Here is a 17,222-nt window from a genome sequence, read left to right on the forward strand (position 1 = left end):
CTACCCTTCAGTTAAGACTCTTCCAGTGAACCATCATGCCCTGTGCCCAACCGTGCTCGGGTCAAGACCCAAAAACGACTGGCATTCTTTACAGCATGGTGAGCGTCGCGGAGATTACCCCTGTGGACCACTCCGCTCCTGGCCGGGCAGCGCGTTGGCTGTCATTCTTGCGCCGGCATCGAGTGTTCGCCGCGGTTTTCGGCGTAGGCGCCGTGCTGCGGCTCATCACCATGCTCGGCTACGGCCCGGCCATGTGGTTCAACGACTCCTACGAGTACGTCTCGGTGGCGCTGCACCCGCGGCCGCACCCGATCAGGCCCGACGGCTACAGCTTCTGGCTCATGATGCTCAAGCCGTTCCACAGCTTCGCGTTTGTGATCTTCACGCAGCACCTGATGGGGCTGGCCACGGCCTGCCTGATCTACGCGTTGCTGCGGATCAAGTTCCGGCTGCCGAAGTGGGGCGCCACGCTGGCGGCGGCGCCGGTGCTGCTGGACGCGTACCAGATCCAGCTCGAGCAGCTGGTGATGTCCGACAGCATGTTCACGCTGCTCGTGGTGGGCGTCATCACGCTGGTGCTGTGGAAGCGGCGGCTGTCGTGGCAGGCGGGCGCGGTCGTCGGCCTGCTGCTGGCGGTGACGTGGCTGACCCGCTCGATCGGCCTGCCGATCCTGGCGCTGGTGGTGCTCTACCTGCTGGTCAAGCGGACCGGCTGGCGCCCGATCGTGGCCGTGATCACGGCCTGCGCGGTGCCGGTGATGGCGTACATGGGCTGGTTCGCCTCCGCGTACGGCAAGTTCGCGATGACCAACAGCGACGGTCTCATCCTCTACATGCGCACGGCCATCTTCGCCGACTGCAACAAGATGAAGATCGACAAGTACAAGGAGGTCCAGCTCCTCCTGCTGTGCATCAACGACCCGGTCAGCCAGCGCAAGGACTACGCGCAGTGGTACCTGTGGGGCCAGGGCAACGGCGACGGCACGGGCACCGGCGAGGTGCTGCACCGGTGGGGCATCAACAAGAAGTGGAGCGAGATCACCAACGACGCGGCCAGCGCGTTCGCCACGCGGGCGATCCTGTCGCAGCCCGGCGACTACCTCAAGGTGGTCACGCGTGACTTCTTCCGGTCCTTCCACTGGGGCCGGCCGATGTTCCCCGACCCGTCCACGTACGGCATGTACGAGTTCAAGCCGTACGTCGAGCCGGACGAGAGCGGCCAGCCCAAGCGGCTGCCGAAGTGGTCGTCGTACGCGGGCGGCCGCACCGACACCGACGCGTTCAGCTACGAGCAGGGCCCGCCGGAGACCCGCATCGTGCACCCGTGGGCCGACATCATGAGCGGCTACCAGAAGGTGTTCTACCTGCGCGGCATCATGCTCGGCGGCATCCTGCTGATCGGCCTGTACGGCGTCGCGGTCAGGTGGCGCAAGTTCGGCGGCCCGGTGGTGCTGCCGTGGCTCGGCGCGGTGGGGCTGCTGCTGGCCCCGGCGGCGACGGCGGAGTTCGACTACCGGTACGTGCTCCCGGCCGTCCCGCTGGCCTGCGTCGCCGCGGCGATCACGCTGCGCCGCGGCGTCACTTGGGCGCGGCGGTCACCCAAGAACGCATCAGCATCCGAGCCCACCAGTCTGCGTGTGTGATCGTCTCGGCGGTCAGCACCGGATAGAGCCACCAGAAGTTGATCAGCACGATGAGCGCGAACGCCCCCACCACCGCGGCCCCGGTCGCCCGCCGGGTCGCGGGGGCGTCCTGCCGGCCCAGCACCAGCCCCGCCACCAGCACGAGCGCCAGCACCATGAACGGCACGACGGGGATCATGTAGAACAGGTACATCGTCCGGTTGTCGGCGAGGGCGTAGTAGAACCACGGCAGCCAGCCGGCCGCCACGCCCAGCAGCGCCGCCCCCGCCCGCCAGTCGCGCGTGGCCACGTACCACGCGACGAGGGCGATCAGCGCCGGCACGGCGGCGTACCACAGGGCGGGGGTGCCGACCCCGAGCACGGCCTGTGAGCACTTGTCGGCCCCGCACGCCGACGGCGGGATGTCCAGCGGGTAGTGGAACGAGACGGGCCTGATCAGCAGCGGCCACTGCCACGGCTCCGACATGTACGGGTGGTATTCGTGCAGGTTGCTGTGGTAGCCCAGCACCTGCAGCTGGTAGCGCAGCCACGACCGCACCGAGTCGACCACGAAGAACGCGGGCCCGGACGAGGTGGCCTGCGCCCAGTCGCGCCCCCAGCCGCCGGAGGTGGCGAACCACCCGGTCCACGAGGCCATGAAGGTGACCGCGGGCACGAACGCCATGGCCGCGGACGCGCCCGGCAGATCGTACGAGAACGCCCCCCGGTAGGGCTGCCGCAGCCCCAGCGCCCGTCTGGCCCCCATGTCCCACATGAGGCTCATGACCGCGAACGCGATCAGGAAGAAGATCCCCGACCACTTCACCGCGCACGCCGCCCCCAGGCAGAGCCCGGCCGCCAGCCGCCACGGCCGCAGCCCCAGGCGCGGCCCCAGCTCGCCGAGCGGCCCGCGCCCGTGCAGGTCGGCCAGCCGTTGCCGCGCCCAGTCCCGGTCGGTCACCAGGCAGGCGAACCCGGCCAGCACCCAGAACATCAGGAAGATGTCCAGCAGTGCCGTGCGCGACAGCACCAGGTGCAGGCCGTCGAGCGAGAGCAGCAGCCCGGCCAGGCAGCCCAGCAGCGTGGAGCGCGTCATCCTGCGGGCCACCCTGGCCATGATCAGGATGGACAGCGTGCCGATCAGTGCGGCGGCGAAGCGCCAGCCGAACGGGTCCATCCCGAACAGCCACTCGCCCACGCCGATCATCCACTTGCCCAGCGGCGGGTGCGCCACGAACGAGGCGCAGTCGTCGGGCTGCGGGCACTGCTTGAAGATGTCCAGGTTGCCGGTGATGAGGCGTTTGTCGGCGATCGGGTCCTTGGCGTCGCCGAGCATGGTCCGCTCGACGCCGTGCGTGATCAGCGAGTACGCGTCCTTGGCGTAGTACGTCTCGTCGAAGACGACGGCCTTGGGCTCGTCGAGCCTGATGAACCGCAGGAGGCCACCGAACAGCGCGACCAGGATCGGCCCGGCCCAGCCCAGCACGGGGGTCCCCGGCATCGGCGGGACCAGTCGCTGAGCGGAAACCCCCCAGTTCCTCACGATGCGCACCCTATGGCGTAGGGGATCTCCTGTGAACCAGGTCATACAGCTCGCGTTTGGGGATGCCCGCCTGCTTGGCCACCTCGGCGACGGCGAGCTTGCGCTGCTCGCCCTCGGCGACCCTGCGGTCCACCTCGGCGACCAGCTCGTCCAGGTCCGGCTCGCCCTCCCCCGGCGCGTATCCGGCGACCACGAGCGTGATCTCGCCCTTGACGTCCTTGGCCGCCCATTCGGCCAGCTCGCCGAGCCCGCCCCGCCGTACCTCCTCGTACGTCTTGGTCAGCTCGCGGCACACGGCGGCCTGCCGGTCGGCGCCGAACGCCTCGGCCATGGCCTCCAGGGAGCTCGCCAGCCGGCGCGGCGACTCGAAGAAGACCATCGTGCGCTCCTCGGCCGCCAGGGAGGCCAGGCGGCGGGCCCGCTCGCCCGGCTTGCGCGGCGGGAAGCCCTCGAAGCAGAACCGGTCGCTGGCCAGACCGGACACCGCCAGCGCGGTCGTGACGGCGCTCGGCCCCGGCAGCGCGGTGACCGTGATGCCCTCGTCGACCGCCAGGCGCGTCAGGCGGTAGCCGGGGTCGGAGACGCCCGGCATGCCCGCGTCCGTGATGACCACGACCGTGCGGCCCTCTTTCAGGGTCTCCAATAGCTCCTTGGCCCGGACCGCCTCGTTCTGGTCGTAATAGGACACCACCCGGCCCTCGATCTCCACACCCAGCTCGGTCGCGAGCCTGCGCAGGCGCCTGGTGTCCTCGGCGGCCACCACGTCGGCGCTCCCCAGCACCTCGCGCAGCCGCGGCGAGACGTCACCCGCCTGGCCGATGGGGGCTCCTGCCAGCACCAACCTGCCGTCTTCAGTCACCTGACCATTGTGGCAGGGCATCCCAAATAACCGTGTTTCTGCGTTTGCGATCGGCTTGGGGCCCGTACGATGTCCGAATGGCGGTGACCGATTCCCCATACCAGGCCAACGAGAGCTCGGAGGTCGGCGACAGCCTTCCCAAGACGATGTCCGTACGCGAACGGCTCGTGCCTCCCATGCACGGCAGCATCCTGTGGGGCTGGATCGGCCCGCTGCTGGTCACCCTTTTCGGCGCCATCCTGCGCTTCATCAACCTGGGCCACCCCAAGGCCGTGGTGTTCGACGAGACGTACTACATGAAGGACGCGTTCTCGCTGATCACCTGGGGTGTCGAGCGGACCACCATCAAGGAGGCCGACAAGGCGATCATCGCCGGCAAGACCGACATCTGGCAGTCGTGCACGGCCGAGACCCTCGACAAGTGCGCCTCCTACGTCGTCCACCCGCCGCTGGGCAAGTGGATGATCGGGGCGGGCGAGTGGCTGTTCGGGCTCAACCCGTTCGGCTGGCGCTTCGCCGCCGCGCTGATCGGGTCACTGTCGATCCTCATCCTGGCCAGGGTGGCCCGCCGGATGACGCGCTCGACGCTGCTGGGCTGCTTCGCCGGTCTGCTGCTGGCCCTCGACGGCCTGCACTACGTGCTCTCGCGCACGGCGCTGCTGGACATCTTCCTGATGTTCTGGGTGCTGGCCGCGTTCGCCTGCCTGGTGGTCGATCGCGACCAGGCCCGCGAACGGCTCGCGACCTGGTACGAGACCTCGCCGCTCGCGCCGCACGGACCCTCGCTGGGGATCAGGTGGTGGCGGATCGGCGCCGGGGTCTGCCTGGCCTTGGCGATGTCGGTCAAGTGGTCGGGGCTGGCGTTCGCCGTGGCGTTCGCGATCATGTCCGTGATGTGGGACTTCGGCGCCCGCCGGGCCGTCGGGCTGCGGCATCCGTACGTGGGGGCGTTCAACAAGGACGTGCCGCAGGCGTTCCTGGCGTTCGCCGTGGTGCCGTTCGTCACCTACATGGCCACCTGGGTCGGCTGGTTCGTCAACGCGACCGGCTACGGGCGCGACTGGGATCAGGCCACCTCCGCGGGCAACCCGATCTTCTTCGTGGTCGACTCGATGCGGTCGTGGATCAAGTACCAGTGGCAGGTCTACACCTTCCACAGCGGGCTGGAGACCTCGCACCCGTACATGTCCGAGCCCTGGCAGTGGCCGCTGCTGCTGCGCCCGGTCGCCTTCTACTACGAGGGCAGGCAGAACACCTGCGGCGTCAAGGACTGCTCCGAGGCCGTGCTGGGCGTGGGCACGCCGGTGATCTGGTTCGGGGCGGTGGCCGCGCTGGTGGCCCTGATCGCGTGGTACGTCTCCTCGCGCGACTGGCGGGCGGGGGCCGTGCTGCTGTCGTACGCCATGGGCCTGGTGCCGTGGATCTACTTCGCCGTGGCCGACAACCGTACGATGTTCCTGTTCTACGCCATCCCGATGGTGCCGTTCATGGTGCTGGCCATCACGCTGTGCGCCGGGCTGCTGATCGGGTCGTCGAAACCGACGATCACGGGGGCGATGCCGGTACGGCGCACCGTCGGGGCCGCCGTGGTCGGCGCGTTCACGCTGCTCGCGCTCATCAACTTCTGGTGGCTGCACCCGATCCTGTCCGCCGAACTCATCCCGTACACGGAGTGGAAGGCCCGCATGCTGTTCGAGAAACGGTGGATATGATCTGTTTACCGTCCGCCCAATAGTGGTTTCTTAGGGTTATCGCTGTGCAAGACCCAATACGCACCGGTTTCGGCCATCGTCAGGCCCGGGGTCGATACGGCAAACTTCGAGGCATGAGTGCACCGGATGTCACCGCCCTGCTCGCCGAGTTGGAGCGCTCTCAGCCGGAGCTGGCCGAGGAGGCCAGGACCGCCGTCGAATGGCTGACGGCTGGAGAGCCGCTGGAAACGGTGACCCAGCTCGACGTCTGCGAGTTCCTCTGGTACACGTTGCCGCTCAAGGTGGGCGGCGACCACGAACGTCTGGCACGTTCGCTCGGGCGGCTGCTCCAGCTCGGCGGGATGGAGCGCTACGCCGCGCTCTGCGTGTCACCCACGACCCTCCAGATCCTCCGCACCTACACCCGCGAGGGCGAGGACGCCGGCACCAGCGCCTACCAGCAGGCGCTCGAGGCCACGGGCGTGCTCCCGCCCGACGTCCCCGAACTGCAGTGGAGCATGATCATGGGGCCCGAGGAGCTGGGCGCGCACCTCGCCTGCTCCGCCGCCCTGGAGCTGGCGATCGTCGCCGGAGAGACCGTCGACCGCACCGCCCTGACCCGCCGCTGGCTCACCGAGCCCCGCTCCGAGCTGGGCGGCGACAGCTGGCTCAACCGGGTCCACGGCGAGCGCCTCAACCGCTGGGTGCTGGGGCGCGGCCCGGCACGGCGCGAGCTGGCCCAGCCGTTCGAGGTGCGCCTGCACGCGCCCATCACCCCGCAGGCCCTGCCCCCGTTGCACCGTCTCCTCACCCTGGCCGCCTCGGAGGAGAGCCTGCCGCTGCGGCTGGCCCCCTCGCCCGAGGCGCTCAGGCTGCGCGAGCTGGCCGAGCGGGAGCTGGGCGCGATCAGCCGCGACGGCACGAAACTGGCCATCACCGACTACGGCCGGCGGCTGCTCAAGTCCAAGTCGGCCATGTGGTCGGCGGTCACGAAGCTGCTGCTGGCCAGGGGGAAGCACGAGTTCGAGGTGTCGGCGCGGGAGGCCGCGCTGATGCTGCTGGCCGACGGCACGCTGATGTCACCCACCGAGCTGCGCGAGCGGGTGGCGGACGTGGTCGGCGGCGAGGGCTGGCATCCCACCACGACCGTGGAGGACGTCGCCGCGCCGGTGGCCGACCTGATCTCGCAGCTCACCGCCCTGGGGCTGGCCTTCAGCGACGAGCTGGTGGTGCGGATGGACCGCTCCGGCCAGTTCGCCGCCCTGGCGGCCCTGCGCGCCCACGCCCTGCGACCGAGGAAGTACGTCAACCCGAGCTGACGAACGTGCTCAGCCCAGCGGCACGCGGCCCACGGCCTGCTTGAACTCAGGACATTCCACGAGCGGGTCGTGGTCGCAGGTCACCGCGTGCCGCAGGCTGTCGCGCAGCCGGGTGAGCTGCGCGACCCGCTCGGACACCTCGCGCTCCTTGGCCGCCATGCGCTCGCGCAGCCTCGCGTCGGACGGCCTGGCGCGCAGGAACTCGGCGATCTCCGACAGCGTGAACCCCGCGTCGCGGGCGCACGTGATCAGCGCCAGGCGCTCCAGCGTCTCGGGACGGTAGGCGCGGCGCAGGCCGTTGCGCCCTTCCGCCTGGATGAGCCCCTTGCGCTCGTAGAACCGCAGCGCCGACGCGGCCAGCCCGCTCTGCCTGGCCACCTCGCCTATGTCGATCAACGTGTCTTCCACGACCTGGCTCCTTGACTTGAATCGCGCTTCAAGTCGCAGTCTAGTGGGCATGCGAATTCACCACCTGAACCTCGGCTCCATGCGCGAGATCGAATCCCCGGACGGGCAGCCTGCGGCGCCCGCCGTGTGCCACGCGCTGCTGATCGAGACGCCCGCCTCGGGGCTCGTCCTGGTCGAGGCCGGGCTGGGCCTCGACGACGTGGCCAAGCCCGGGGAGATGCTGGAGCGCGAGTGGGCGGAGCTCGTCGAGCCGCTGCTCTCGCCCGACGAGACCGCCGTACGGCAGGTCGCCGCGCTCGGCCACGACCCGCTCGACGTACGGCACATCGTGCTGACCCACCTGGACGTGGACCACAGCGGCGGCCTGCCCGACTTCCCGCACGCCCAGGTACACGTCATGGAGGTCGAGCTGGAGGACGCCATCGCCCAGGCCCCGAACCGCCGCTACCGCCCGGGCCACTGGGCCCACTCCCCCAAGTGGGTGACTTATCCGGACACGGGCACCCGGTGGCTGGGCGTGGACGGGGTGCGGCCGCTGGCGGGGCTGGGCGAGGACTTCCTGCTCGTGCCGCTGGACGGGCACACCCGCGGGCACGCCGGAGTGGCGGTCCACGACGGCGAGGGCTGGCTGCTGCACGCCGGGGACGCGTACTTCTACCACGGCGAACTCGACCGCGAGCCCCAGCCGCACCCGCTGATGGACCTCGTGCAGGTCAGCGCCCAGGTCGACGCCGCGCGCCGCCTGTCGAGCCAGGAACGCCTGCGCTCGCTCGTACACGACCACGGCGTCAGAGTCTTCTCCGCGCATGACCCTTGGGAACTGTCCCATTACATACGGTAGTTACCATTGGTCTCATGGAGCTGTTCCCAGCCATGCCGCTCGCCGAGTGGGCGGAGGCCAAGGAGACCTTTCACAGATTCGCGCAGATCGTGGGGAAGATCCGGTTGTCGTCGAGCAACCGGCGAAATCACTGGTGGCAGGTGCCCTTCCACCCGACCGGGCGCGGGCTCACCTCGCGCCCGATGGGCGGGCTGGGCGAGCAGGCGCTGTTCAGCATCGACTTCGACCTGGTGCGCCACCGGCTGGTGGTGGACGTGCTCGACGGGCGCAGCGCGGAGTTCAGCCTGATCGGGCGGTCGGTGGCGTCGTTCCACGACCGGCTCTTCGAGACGCTCGCGGGGCTGGGGATCCGGCCGGAGATCTGGGCGGTGCCGTTCGACCTGGGCGACGACACGCCGTTCGCCGACGACACCCTGCACGCCCGGTACGACCCCGTCCTGATCAACCGCTACTGGCGGATCCTGTCGCAGGTGGTGCAGCTGCTCGACCGCTTCGCCGCCGACTTCGCCGGCAAGACCTCGCCGGTGCACCACTTCTGGCACACGTTCGACATCGCCGTGACGCGTTTCACCGGGCGCGTGGTCCGGGTCTCGCCGGACGCCGACCCGGTCACGCGGGAGGCGTACAGCTGGGAGGTCATCAGCTCGGGCTTCTGGTTCGGCGACAAGGAGCGGCCGTGGCCGGCGTTCTACTCCTACACCGCGCCGGAGCCCCAGGGCCTGGAACTCGAGCCGCTGCGGCCCGTGGAGGCCGAGTGGCTGCCCGCCCGGGGCAGCCACCTGGCCGTCCTCCGGTACGACGACGTGCGCGCGATGGGTGATCCGGTCGCGTCCGTGCTGGAGTTCCTGGACAGCGCCTACCAGGCGGGGGCCCGGCTGACCGGGCTCGACACGGAGGCGCTGAGCTCTCCAGGGGGCGTCACGGACCCGTACTACGGGAAGTACTGAGCGGAAAGTATTGAGCGCCCGCCCTCCGGAGAGGGCGGGCGCTCAACGTATGCGAACCGGTGTGCAGGTCGCCTCTCGGCGAAAGGCACAACGCGGCTCCAGCCGAACGGTATTCCGCGAAGGCAATAGGTGAGGCCCGGGGACACTGGACACACCGGCCACGATCTATGTAACCACACCCACCCGCCGAACATTCCCACCCCGACACGAATTTCCGGCCACCACGAGATGACGACCGGCCCCGGGTCGCTAGGAGCGGGCGGGAGCCGTCACGGCGGTGTCGCGCATGGCGAGCAGGGCCGCGAACGCCAGCACCCCCGCCACCCCGCCGATCCACGCCACCGTCGCCCCCACCCCGCCGGCCGTGACCCTGGGCCCGGCGAGCAGGGATTGCGCGCAGGCCAGGCTCAAGGTGCCGCCGAGCTGCTTGGTGAGCGCCGACCCGGCCGTGGCAGAGCCCATGTCGGCGTGCGGGACGCTGCTCTGGGTGGCGATCGTGATCCCGCCCATGGCGGGACCCGTGCCGAGACCGGCGAGCAGCAGCCACGCCCCGGTCACGACCGGCGAGGTGTCCGGCCCGAGGGCGAAGAACGCGCCCGTGCCGATCGTGATCAGCGCCGCGCCCGTCAGCAGCGCGGGTTTCGGATGCCCGGAACGCAGGATGGTCGCCGCCGTCATCCGGTTGCCGACGGTCATCCCGATCAGGAACGGGAGCAGGACCAGCCCGGAGGCCGTGGCCGAGTAGCCGCGTACGTGCTGGAGGTAGAGCGGCAGGAGCACGCCGACGGGCAGGATCGCGAACTGCATGAAGAACCCGCCGGCGAGCAGGGCCGCGTACGTGCGGCGGCGCAGCAGGCGCAGCGGGAGCACCGGGGTGGCGGCCCGGCGTTCGACGGGCACGAGGGCGGTCAGCAGGGCCAGACCGGCGAGCAGGGTGCCGAGCACGGCGGGATCGGCCCAGCCCAGGGCGGTGTTGCCCTTGAGGCTGAGGCCCACCAGGACCAGCGACAGGCCGGTGGTGAGCAGGACGATCCCGGCCACGTCGAGCCTGCCGGGCGCGGCGCCGGGGAGCCGGCGCTCGGGCAGCAGCACGGCGATCACGGCGGCTCCGGCCACCCCGAGGGGCAGGTTGATCAGGAACGCCCAGCGCCAGCTCGCGTGGTCGGCCAGCAGGCCGCCGAGCAGCGGGCCGCCCACCATGCCGGCGATCATCATGGCGGCCAGCAGGGTCTGCATGCGGATCATGCCCTCCGCGCGGGAGGGCGGGTGCAGGTCCCGGATCATGGCCATGCCCAGGGTGAGCAGGGCGCCCGCGCCCAGGCCCTGGAACGCCCGGCTGGCGATCAGGAACGGCATCGAGCCCGCCACGCCGCAGGCCAGGGATCCCGCCAGGAAGACGGCCAGGCCGGCGAGCAGGAGCCGGCGGCGGCCGTACAGGTCGGACAGGCGGCCGTAGACGGGCACGGTCACCGAGGAGGTGAGCAGGTAGGCGGTGACCAGCCACACGTACCACGAGCCCGACCCGCCTAATTGCCCGACGATGCGCGGGAGCGCGGTGCCGACCACGGTGCCGTCCAGCATGCTCAGGAACGCGCAGCCGAGCAGCGCGTACGTCGCCGCCGTGCGGCTGCGCTCCGGGAGGTCCTCGTAGAGGTCCCTCACCCGGCCTCGCCGCCCTGCAGCGCGCCGTACAGGAACAGGTCGACGAGTTCGGCCGAGGTGAGCGGGGACGACCCGCCCCGGCCGGAGGCCAGGATCAGGAACTGGAACGCCTCGGCCAGCCGCTCCGGGGGCAGCCTGAGGTCGTCGCGCTCGGGCTCGAAGAGCCCGGACAGCACGTCGCGGGTGGCCGCCATCGACGCCTCCCGCCCCGAGAGGGCCCGCCCGGCCCCTCCCGGCGGCCCCTCCGCCGCGCCACGCCCCTCTCCCGAGCCGTCGGAGGTCGCACCGGAGGCTTCGGAGGGCGCGCCCAGGAGGCGGGGGTCGCGGCGGAGGCCGCCCGAGGTGGCCAGGGCGCCGGCCACGGCGCCCATCCGGGCCAGGTAACCGCGCAACGCCTCCGCGGCCTCGATCAGCCGCTCCTCCAGCGGCACGTCCATCGCGATCGCCGCCACGTGCGCGAGCGTGTCGTCGGGCCGCGCCGCCTCCGCCATGCAGGCGGCCAGCAGGGTCTCCTTGTCGCCGAAGGCCCGGAAGATCGTGCCTTCGCCGATGCCCGCGGCGCGGGCGACCTGGGCGGTGGTCACGGAGGTGCCGTACTCCACCACCAGCGGGAGCGCCGCCCTGACGATCATCTCGCGGCGCTGTTCCTGGCTCATCGCCGGCGCGCGTCGCCGGCCTGTCTCGTTGGTCATGACCATCACGGTACGGAGTGAGTACTCACTCCGTCAACAGAATATAGGGCGACCGGCTGGGCGTGGCGCGCGTCGAGCACCTGGGCTACGCCGACAGCGGGCACGGCAAGGCCTCCCGGATCGACGTGCGCCGCTACGCCGGGCGCAAGCAGCGGGCGCTGGCCGCCCACCACTCCCAGATCAGCGGCAACGGCCGGTTGTCCGCCGTCGCCAGAGTGCTCGTGCGGCTCCCGGCGCCCGTGTTCGGCCTGCTGCTCGGCCGCAAGTGGTACGTCGAGGCGAAAACCCGTTAGAGCCGCGCGGCCCTGCCACGCAGGTAGCGCTGCTGCGGGAAGCTGGTCGTCCGCCTGGCCGCCTCCTCGTAGGAGTCGCGGGCGGCCGCGTGGTCGCCCGCCAGCTCCAGCAAGTGCCCGCGGACCGCGTGCAGCCGGTGGTCGTCCGACAGGTGCTCCCGGAGGGGTTCGAGCAGGCGGAGCCCCGCGAGCGGGCCTCGGGCCATGGCCACGGCGACGGCGTGGTTGAGTGCCACCATGGGGTTGCCGGCGACGCGCATCAGCAGCTCGTACAGCGCGACGATCTGCGGCCAGTCGGTCTCCTCCGCGCTCGGCGCCTCGTCGTGCACGGCCGCGATCGCCGCCTGGAGCTGGTAGGGGCCCGGTGTGCCGCGGGAGAGCGCCCGGGTGACCAGGTCGACGCCCTCGGCGATGTGGCCGGCGTGCCACTTGGCGCGGTCCTGCTCGGCCATCGGGATCAGCGCGCCGTCGGGGCCCGTACGCGCCGGTCGCCGCGCGTCGGTGAGCAGCATGAGCGCGAGCAGGCCCGCCACCTCGGGGTCGTCGGGCAGCAGCCGGCGCACCAGGCGGGCCAGCCGGATCGCCTCGTCCGTCAGCTCCGCGCGCACCAGGTCGGGCCCGGACGTGCCGGCGTACCCCTCGTTGAAGATCAGGTAGAGCACGTGCAGCACCACGGCGAGGCGCTCGGCCCGCTCCTCCGCCCTCGGCAGCCCGAACGGCAGGCCGCTGTCCTTGATCCGCTGCTTGGCCCGCGTGATGCGGCGCGTCATCGTGCCCTCGGGCACCAGGAACGCGCGGGCGATCTCCGCCGTCGTCAGGCCGCCGACCGCGCGCAGGGTGAGCGCGATCTGCGAGGCCGGCGACAACGACGGGTGGCAGCACATGAACAGCAGGACGAGCGTGTCGTCCGTCCCGGAGACCGGCTGGTCGGCGGCGGGCGCCAGCCAGTCCTCCGGCAGCGTCCAGGCCGCCACGGCGTCCTCGCGGCGCAGGCGCGCCTGCTCGCTGCGGAGCAGGTCGGTCAGCCGGCGCGCGGCGACGGTGATCAGCCACGCCCGCGGATCGTCCGGTACGCCCTCCTTCGGCCACTGCACCGCGGCCGCCAGCAGCGCCTCCTGGACGGCGTCCTCGGCGGTGGCGAAATGCCCGTAACGTCGCACCACCGCGCCAAGAACCTGCGGCGCCAGCTTGCGCAGCAGGTCCCCGGCCACCGTGGCGTCGATCAGAACCCCAGGTCCGCGCCGCCCTCGGCGATGGGCCGGACGTCGGTCACGCTGCCGTCCCAGACGCCGCCGGGGCTCGGGCACTTCGACAGGCGCCCGGCGATCTCGGTCGCCCGGTCGAAGCTGTCGCACTCGACGATCCAGTAGCCCGCGAGCACCTCCTGCGTCTCCGCGTACGGGCCGTCCGTCACGACCGGGACGCCGTCGCGCAGGTGGAGCCGCCTGGTGTGCACGGGCGCGACCAGGCCGCGCGTCTCGACGAGCTCGCCGGACTCCTCCAGCTCCTTGTTGAACGCCTCCATGAACTGGTGCATCGCCGCGACGTCCTCCGGCGACCAGGCGGGCTGCCCCTCGGCGTCCTTGCCGGACAGGACGTCATAGTCCCGCTGCGTGCCGTACGACAGGATCATGTACTTCATGGTGAGTCCTCTCTCGTGTGCCTCTCACCAGGTACGTCGGAGCCGCGCCCGCTCACCGGACACCCCTACGATGCCAGACATGCCATTTGCGACAGCCGTGGACGGCGTCAAGCTGTCCTACCAGGTCCGCGGCGGCGGGCAACCCCTCGTCCTCCTCCAGGGACAGGCCAACGAGCACCGCTGGTGGGATCCCGTACGCCCGGACTTCGAGCAGGGGTTCCGCACCATCACCTTCGACTACCGCGGCACGGGCGGCAGCGACAAACCCGACGAGCCGTACACCACCCGCGGGTTCGCCGCCGACGTGCTGGCCGTGCTCGACGAGCTGGGCGTGGAGCGGGCGCACGTCTACGGGACGTCGATGGGCGGGCGGGTGGCCCAGTGGCTGGCGGCCGACCATCCCGAGCGGGTCGGGTCGCTGGTGCTCGGCTGCAGCTCGCCGGGCGGCGTCCACGGGTTCGAGCGGGACAACGACGTGCGCAGGTCGCTGGCCCAGCCGGACCGGGCGGCCGCCGAGCGGGCGCTGCTGGAGCTCATGTACACGCCGGCCTGGCTGGCCACCCACCCGGGCCCCCACCACACGGTCGGCGACCCGGCCATGCCCGCGTACGCGCGCCGCCGCCACCTGGCCGCCAGCGCCGGGCACGACAGCTGGGACGCGCTGCCCTCCATCACCGCGCCCACGCTGGTGGTGCACGGCACCGATGACGTGTTCAACCCGGCGGCCAACGCCCCGCTGCTGGCCGGCCGCATCCCCGGGGCGGAGCTGCGGATGATCGAGGGGGCGCGGCACGCGTACTTCGAGGAGTTCAGGGAGGTCGCGAGCCCTCTGGTGCTGGACTTCCTACTCGCGAGCGCAAGTAGGACGCCGCGTTCGACGCCGTCGAGCTGGCCCGGGTGACCGACGACGAGGGGCGCAGAGGAGGTCTCGCCCGAGGAGCTGGAGCGCCGCATGAGCGACCCCGTCCTCACGAAGGCGATTGGAGTACGTCCAGGGCGCGGACTTCTTCCCTAACCGATGATGCGCCTGGCCAGCGAGACGAGGTCGGGGGCCGACAGGTGCGGGGCGCTCATCACGCTCGGGTACGGCGTGCCGCGCCGCTCCAGCCAGGCCCCCGACAGCCCGGCCCGCTGGGCCCCGTCGATGTCCCACGGGTGCACCGCCACCAGGACCGCCTGGTCGGGCCGCACCCCGGCCTGGCCGGTCGCGTACTCGTAGGCCGCGCGGGCGGGTTTCCACGCGCGGGGGCCGCTCACGTCCAGCGTGGCCTCCACCAGGTCGGACAGCCCTTCCCGGCGCAGGATCCCCTCGGTCATGGCCGCCGCCCCGTTCGTCATGGTGAACAGGCGCAGGCCGCCCTCGCGCAGCAGCCGCATGCCCTCGGGGACGTCGGGATGCACCCGCAGCTCGCCGAACCCCTTCAGCACGTGCCTCACCGCCTCGTCCCCGGACCCCATCTCCCTGAGCACGTCGGCGGCGATCCGGCCGAACTCGGCGAAACCGCCCGCCGCCGTGAGCGCGAACCCGTCGCGCAACACGCTCGCGAACCACGTCCCCATCTGCTCGCCGGACAGCCCCACCTCCTCGAACCTGCCCCGCATCGGCTCCAGGTCCGTCAGCGTCTCGTTCACATCGAAGATCACTATCTGTGGCTTCATGGCCGGTCCTTTCTGAGAGAGTCGAGTGCGGCGGACGCGCCCCTGCGCAGGGCGGCCGGGTCCGCGCCGGCGCGCGAGCGGAGGTTCATCCCGTAGGCCAGCAGGGTCAGGGACTCCGCGGTCGCGTCGAGGTCGAGGCCCTCGGCCAGCTGCCCCTGGGCCCCGGCCGCCTCCAGGGCTACGCGCATCGTCGCGCGGAGCCGGTCGTGGTGCTGGTCCAGCACCTGGCGCACGGCCGGGTCCGCGCCCTCGGCGCCGGCGTTGGTCGCCATGCAGCCCCAGCGCGCGTGCTCGCCCGCGCATCTGATCCGGATCAGGCGGTCGAAGAACGCCTCGATCGCGGGCAGCCCGCGCCCGTCGTCGGCCAGGGTCTGGAACATCGGCTGCGAGCGCCGCTCGACGTAGCGGCGCAGCGCCCGCACGTACAGGTCCTGCTTGCCGCCGTAGGTCGCGTACAGGCTGGAGCGGCTGAGGCCGGTCGCCGCGATCACCTCCGCGATGCCCGTGGTGGCGGCGCCGCGCTGCCAGAACAGGCGCTCCACCTGCTCCAGCACCGCGTCGGGATCGAAATGCTTCACGTCCGGCATCGACACCTCCATCTTGGAACGACTGGTCCAAGATAGCAAACCTGTTTGCGTCAGGTCACAGGGCCTTGCTACGTTCGCCCTCATGTCCAGCCCCGAGGCGTCAAGACGCTAGCCACCGCTCATCCGGTGGCTGTCTCGCGCTGACGCCGGGCTCTCCGCGAGCCGTGCGGTTCTTCGTGATGCGGCCGATCCCCCAGCGGAGCAGGACCTTCTTCCGGCCTGCCCGCTTCCCTGTCGATCCTCGATACGGTCGCGGAGTTCTTCCATGCCTTTCGCTGTCTACCTGCTCGGACTGGCGGTCTTCGCCCAGGGCACGTCCGAGTTCATGCTGTCCGGGCTCATCCCGGGCATCGCGCGGGACCTCCAGGTCTCCATCCCCGCCGCGGGGCTGCTCACCTCGGCTTTCGCCGTCGGGATGGTGGTGGGGGCGCCGCTCATGGCGGTGCTCAGCCTGCGCTGGTCCCGGCGGTTCGCGCTGCTGGCCTTCCTGGTCACGTTCCTGGTCGTACACGTGGTGGGCGCGCTCACCACCAGCTACGGCGTGCTGCTCGGCACGCGGGTGATCGCGGCGCTGGCCAACGCCGGGTTCCTGGCGGTGGCCATGGCGACCGCCGTCGCGCTCGCGCCGCCCGACGCCAAGGGGCGCGCCACCTCCGCGCTCCTCGGCGGCGTCACGATCGCCTGCGTCGCGGGCGTGCCGGGCGGCGCGCTGCTGGGCGAGGTGTGGGGGTGGCGCTCGGCGTTCTGGGCGGTGGCCGTCGCGCTGGTCCCGGCCATCGTCGCGGTGCTCAAGTCGGTGCCGTCCGGCGCCCCCGGACCGTCCGGCCCGGCCGGTCCGCGGGCCCGCGGGGAGCTGCGGGCGCTGCGCCGGCCCCGGCTGCTGGTCCTTCTCCTGCTGGCCGGCCTGGTGAACGGCGGCACCTTCTGCACGTTCACCTACCTCGCGCCGCTGCTCACCGGGGACACCGGGATCGCGTCCTCCTGGATGCCCCTGATGCTGGCCCTGTTCGGGCTCGGCTCGTTCGCCGGGGTGACCGTCAGCGGGCGGGTGGCCGACCGGCGGCCGACCCGCCTCCTGGCGATCTGCGGGCCGGCGCTGGCCGCCGGCTGGGCCGTCTTCGCGCTGGCGGCCGGCGCGCCGGTGCCCGCCGTCGTGCTCGTCTTCGTCCAGGGGACGCTCTCGTTCGCCGTGGGCTCCACGCTGATCTCGCAGGTGCTGTACGCGGCCACCGGCGCGCCCACCCTGGCCGGCGGGTTCGCCACGGCGGCGCTCAACGTGGGCGCGACGCTCGGCCCGTGGCTGGGCGGCCTGACCATCGGGGCCGGGCTCGGGCTGCGCTCGCCGCTGTGGGTGAGCGCCCTGCTGGTGGCCGCCGCCCTGGTCACCGCCGCCGTCGCCCACGCCGTCGGGGTGAACCCGGTGGAGAAGGGCCGGCCGGCTGAGGCACAGTAGGGGG

At 71.5% G+C, this 17,222-nt stretch carries 17 protein-coding genes; 8 read left to right on the forward strand and 9 right to left on the reverse strand.

The features are described 5' to 3' along the window. Positions 1–167 precede the first annotated feature (167 nt). Positions 168–1,643, forward strand: a complete 1,476-nt coding sequence (locus H4W80_RS29745) for a hypothetical protein (RefSeq protein WP_225963731.1) — start codon at positions 168–170, stop codon at positions 1,641–1,643. On the opposite strand, the gene H4W80_RS29750 is transcribed toward H4W80_RS29745, so the two are convergent. Together H4W80_RS29750 and rsmI are read right to left on the reverse strand one after the other, a co-directional pair. Continuing rightward, complete coding sequence (locus tag H4W80_RS29750) at positions 1,579–3,165, reverse strand: dolichyl-phosphate-mannose--protein mannosyltransferase (RefSeq protein WP_318787120.1); 1,587 nt, start codon at positions 3,163–3,165, stop codon at positions 1,579–1,581. The genes H4W80_RS29745 and H4W80_RS29750 overlap by 65 nt on opposite strands. A gap of 10 nt (positions 3,166–3,175) precedes the next feature. Continuing rightward, the gene (gene rsmI / locus H4W80_RS29755) at positions 3,176–4,045 is read right to left on the reverse strand and encodes a 16S rRNA (cytidine(1402)-2'-O)-methyltransferase (RefSeq protein ID WP_192788104.1); all 870 of its coding nucleotides are present in this window, start codon (positions 4,043–4,045) and stop codon (positions 3,176–3,178) included. A 56-nt stretch (positions 4,046–4,101) separates the two neighbouring features. On the opposite strand from rsmI, the gene H4W80_RS29760 reads away from it, so the two are divergent. Both H4W80_RS29760 and H4W80_RS29765 read left to right on the forward strand, forming a co-directional pair. Further along, entirely contained in the window at positions 4,102–5,736 is a 1,635-nt protein-coding gene (locus tag H4W80_RS29760; protein WP_192788105.1) for a dolichyl-phosphate-mannose--protein mannosyltransferase, read from the forward strand. Positions 5,737–5,849: 113 nt separating this feature from the next. Beyond that, the gene (locus tag H4W80_RS29765) at positions 5,850–7,034 is read left to right on the forward strand and encodes a hypothetical protein (protein WP_192788106.1); all 1,185 of its coding nucleotides are present in this window, start codon (positions 5,850–5,852) and stop codon (positions 7,032–7,034) included. Positions 7,035–7,043: 9 nt separating this feature from the next. Here the strand turns inward: H4W80_RS29765 and H4W80_RS29770 are convergent, their stop codons facing one another. Further along, the gene (locus H4W80_RS29770; protein ID WP_313043208.1) at positions 7,044–7,442 is read right to left on the reverse strand and encodes a MerR family transcriptional regulator; all 399 of its coding nucleotides are present in this window, start codon (positions 7,440–7,442) and stop codon (positions 7,044–7,046) included. A 49-nt stretch (positions 7,443–7,491) separates the two neighbouring features. Between H4W80_RS29770 and H4W80_RS29775 the strand changes: the two genes are divergently transcribed. After that, positions 7,492–8,283 carry an MBL fold metallo-hydrolase gene (locus H4W80_RS29775; protein ID WP_192788108.1) on the forward strand — a complete coding sequence of 264 codons (792 nt, stop codon included), beginning with the start codon at positions 7,492–7,494 and terminating at the stop codon, positions 8,281–8,283. 14 nt (positions 8,284–8,297) lie between these two features. After that, positions 8,298–9,230 (forward strand): DUF5996 family protein, encoded by a 933-nt coding sequence (locus H4W80_RS29780; RefSeq protein ID WP_192788109.1) that lies wholly within the window; start codon positions 8,298–8,300, stop codon positions 9,228–9,230. A 249-nt stretch (positions 9,231–9,479) separates the two neighbouring features. Here the strand turns inward: H4W80_RS29780 and H4W80_RS29785 are convergent, their stop codons facing one another. Both H4W80_RS29785 and H4W80_RS29790 read right to left on the reverse strand, forming a co-directional pair. Beyond that, complete coding sequence (locus tag H4W80_RS29785) at positions 9,480–10,892, reverse strand: MFS transporter (protein ID WP_318787122.1); 1,413 nt, start codon at positions 10,890–10,892, stop codon at positions 9,480–9,482. Next, positions 10,889–11,584, reverse strand: coding sequence for a TetR/AcrR family transcriptional regulator (locus H4W80_RS29790; RefSeq protein WP_225963732.1), 696 nt, complete (start codon positions 11,582–11,584; stop codon positions 10,889–10,891). Before H4W80_RS29790 ends, H4W80_RS29785 begins: the two co-directional genes overlap by 4 nt. Positions 11,585–11,646: 62 nt before the next feature. Here H4W80_RS29790 and H4W80_RS29795 point away from each other — a divergent pair, with 62 nt between their 5' ends. Continuing rightward, positions 11,647–11,877 carry a hypothetical protein gene (locus H4W80_RS29795; RefSeq protein WP_192788110.1) on the forward strand — a complete coding sequence of 77 codons (231 nt, stop codon included), beginning with the start codon at positions 11,647–11,649 and terminating at the stop codon, positions 11,875–11,877. On the opposite strand, the gene H4W80_RS29800 is transcribed toward H4W80_RS29795, so the two are convergent. Beyond that, a complete protein-coding gene (locus H4W80_RS29800; RefSeq protein ID WP_318787123.1) occupies positions 11,874–13,088 on the reverse strand; it encodes a sigma-70 family RNA polymerase sigma factor in 1,215 nt (404 codons plus the stop codon). The genes H4W80_RS29795 and H4W80_RS29800 overlap by 4 nt on opposite strands. Before the next feature lie 11 nt (positions 13,089–13,099). Next, on the reverse strand, positions 13,100–13,519 hold the full coding sequence (locus H4W80_RS29805) for a YciI family protein (RefSeq protein ID WP_192788111.1): 420 nt from the start codon (positions 13,517–13,519) through the stop codon (positions 13,100–13,102). A 79-nt stretch (positions 13,520–13,598) separates the two neighbouring features. Here H4W80_RS29805 and H4W80_RS29810 point away from each other — a divergent pair, with 79 nt between their 5' ends. Continuing rightward, on the forward strand, positions 13,599–14,420 hold the full coding sequence (locus tag H4W80_RS29810) for an alpha/beta fold hydrolase (RefSeq protein WP_192788112.1): 822 nt from the start codon (positions 13,599–13,601) through the stop codon (positions 14,418–14,420). 110 nt (positions 14,421–14,530) lie between these two features. On the opposite strand, the gene H4W80_RS29815 is transcribed toward H4W80_RS29810, so the two are convergent. Beyond that, positions 14,531–15,178, reverse strand: a complete 648-nt coding sequence (locus tag H4W80_RS29815; protein WP_192788113.1) for a haloacid dehalogenase type II — start codon at positions 15,176–15,178, stop codon at positions 14,531–14,533. Then, positions 15,175–15,765: a TetR/AcrR family transcriptional regulator gene (locus tag H4W80_RS29820; RefSeq protein ID WP_192788114.1), complete on the reverse strand. Its 591-nt coding sequence runs from the start codon at positions 15,763–15,765 to the stop codon at positions 15,175–15,177. The genes H4W80_RS29815 and H4W80_RS29820 overlap by 4 nt, the downstream gene beginning before the upstream one ends. Before the next feature lie 265 nt (positions 15,766–16,030). On the opposite strand from H4W80_RS29820, the gene H4W80_RS29825 reads away from it, so the two are divergent. Continuing rightward, entirely contained in the window at positions 16,031–17,218 is a 1,188-nt protein-coding gene (locus tag H4W80_RS29825) for a Cmx/CmrA family chloramphenicol efflux MFS transporter (RefSeq protein WP_192788115.1), read from the forward strand. The last annotated feature ends 4 nt before the right edge of the window (positions 17,219–17,222 follow it).

It is taken from the genome of Nonomuraea angiospora, from assembly GCF_014873145.1.
In the GTDB taxonomy this organism is placed as follows: Bacteria; Actinomycetota; Actinomycetes; order Streptosporangiales; family Streptosporangiaceae; genus Nonomuraea; species Nonomuraea angiospora.

Bases quoted from the DNA above. Each gene is read 5' to 3' on its own strand.
- rsmI (WP_192788104.1), bottom strand. From the start codon at position 4,045: ATGCCCTGCCACAATGGTCAGGTGACTGAAGACGGCAGGTTGGTGCTG.
- H4W80_RS29760 (WP_192788105.1), top strand. From the start codon at position 4,102: ATGGCGGTGACCGATTCCCCATACCAGGCCAACGAGAGCTCGGAGGTC.
- H4W80_RS29765 (WP_192788106.1), top strand. From the start codon at position 5,850: ATGAGTGCACCGGATGTCACCGCCCTGCTCGCCGAGTTGGAGCGCTCT.
- H4W80_RS29775 (WP_192788108.1), top strand. From the start codon at position 7,492: ATGCGAATTCACCACCTGAACCTCGGCTCCATGCGCGAGATCGAATCC.
- H4W80_RS29780 (WP_192788109.1), top strand. From the start codon at position 8,298: ATGGAGCTGTTCCCAGCCATGCCGCTCGCCGAGTGGGCGGAGGCCAAG.
- H4W80_RS29790 (WP_225963732.1), bottom strand. From the start codon at position 11,584: ATGACCAACGAGACAGGCCGGCGACGCGCGCCGGCGATGAGCCAGGAA.
- H4W80_RS29805 (WP_192788111.1), bottom strand. From the start codon at position 13,519: ATGAAGTACATGATCCTGTCGTACGGCACGCAGCGGGACTATGACGTC.
- H4W80_RS29810 (WP_192788112.1), top strand. From the start codon at position 13,599: ATGCCATTTGCGACAGCCGTGGACGGCGTCAAGCTGTCCTACCAGGTC.
- H4W80_RS29815 (WP_192788113.1), bottom strand. From the start codon at position 15,178: ATGAAGCCACAGATAGTGATCTTCGATGTGAACGAGACGCTGACGGAC.
- H4W80_RS29820 (WP_192788114.1), bottom strand. From the start codon at position 15,765: ATGCCGGACGTGAAGCATTTCGATCCCGACGCGGTGCTGGAGCAGGTG.
- H4W80_RS29825 (WP_192788115.1), top strand. From the start codon at position 16,031: ATGCCTTTCGCTGTCTACCTGCTCGGACTGGCGGTCTTCGCCCAGGGC.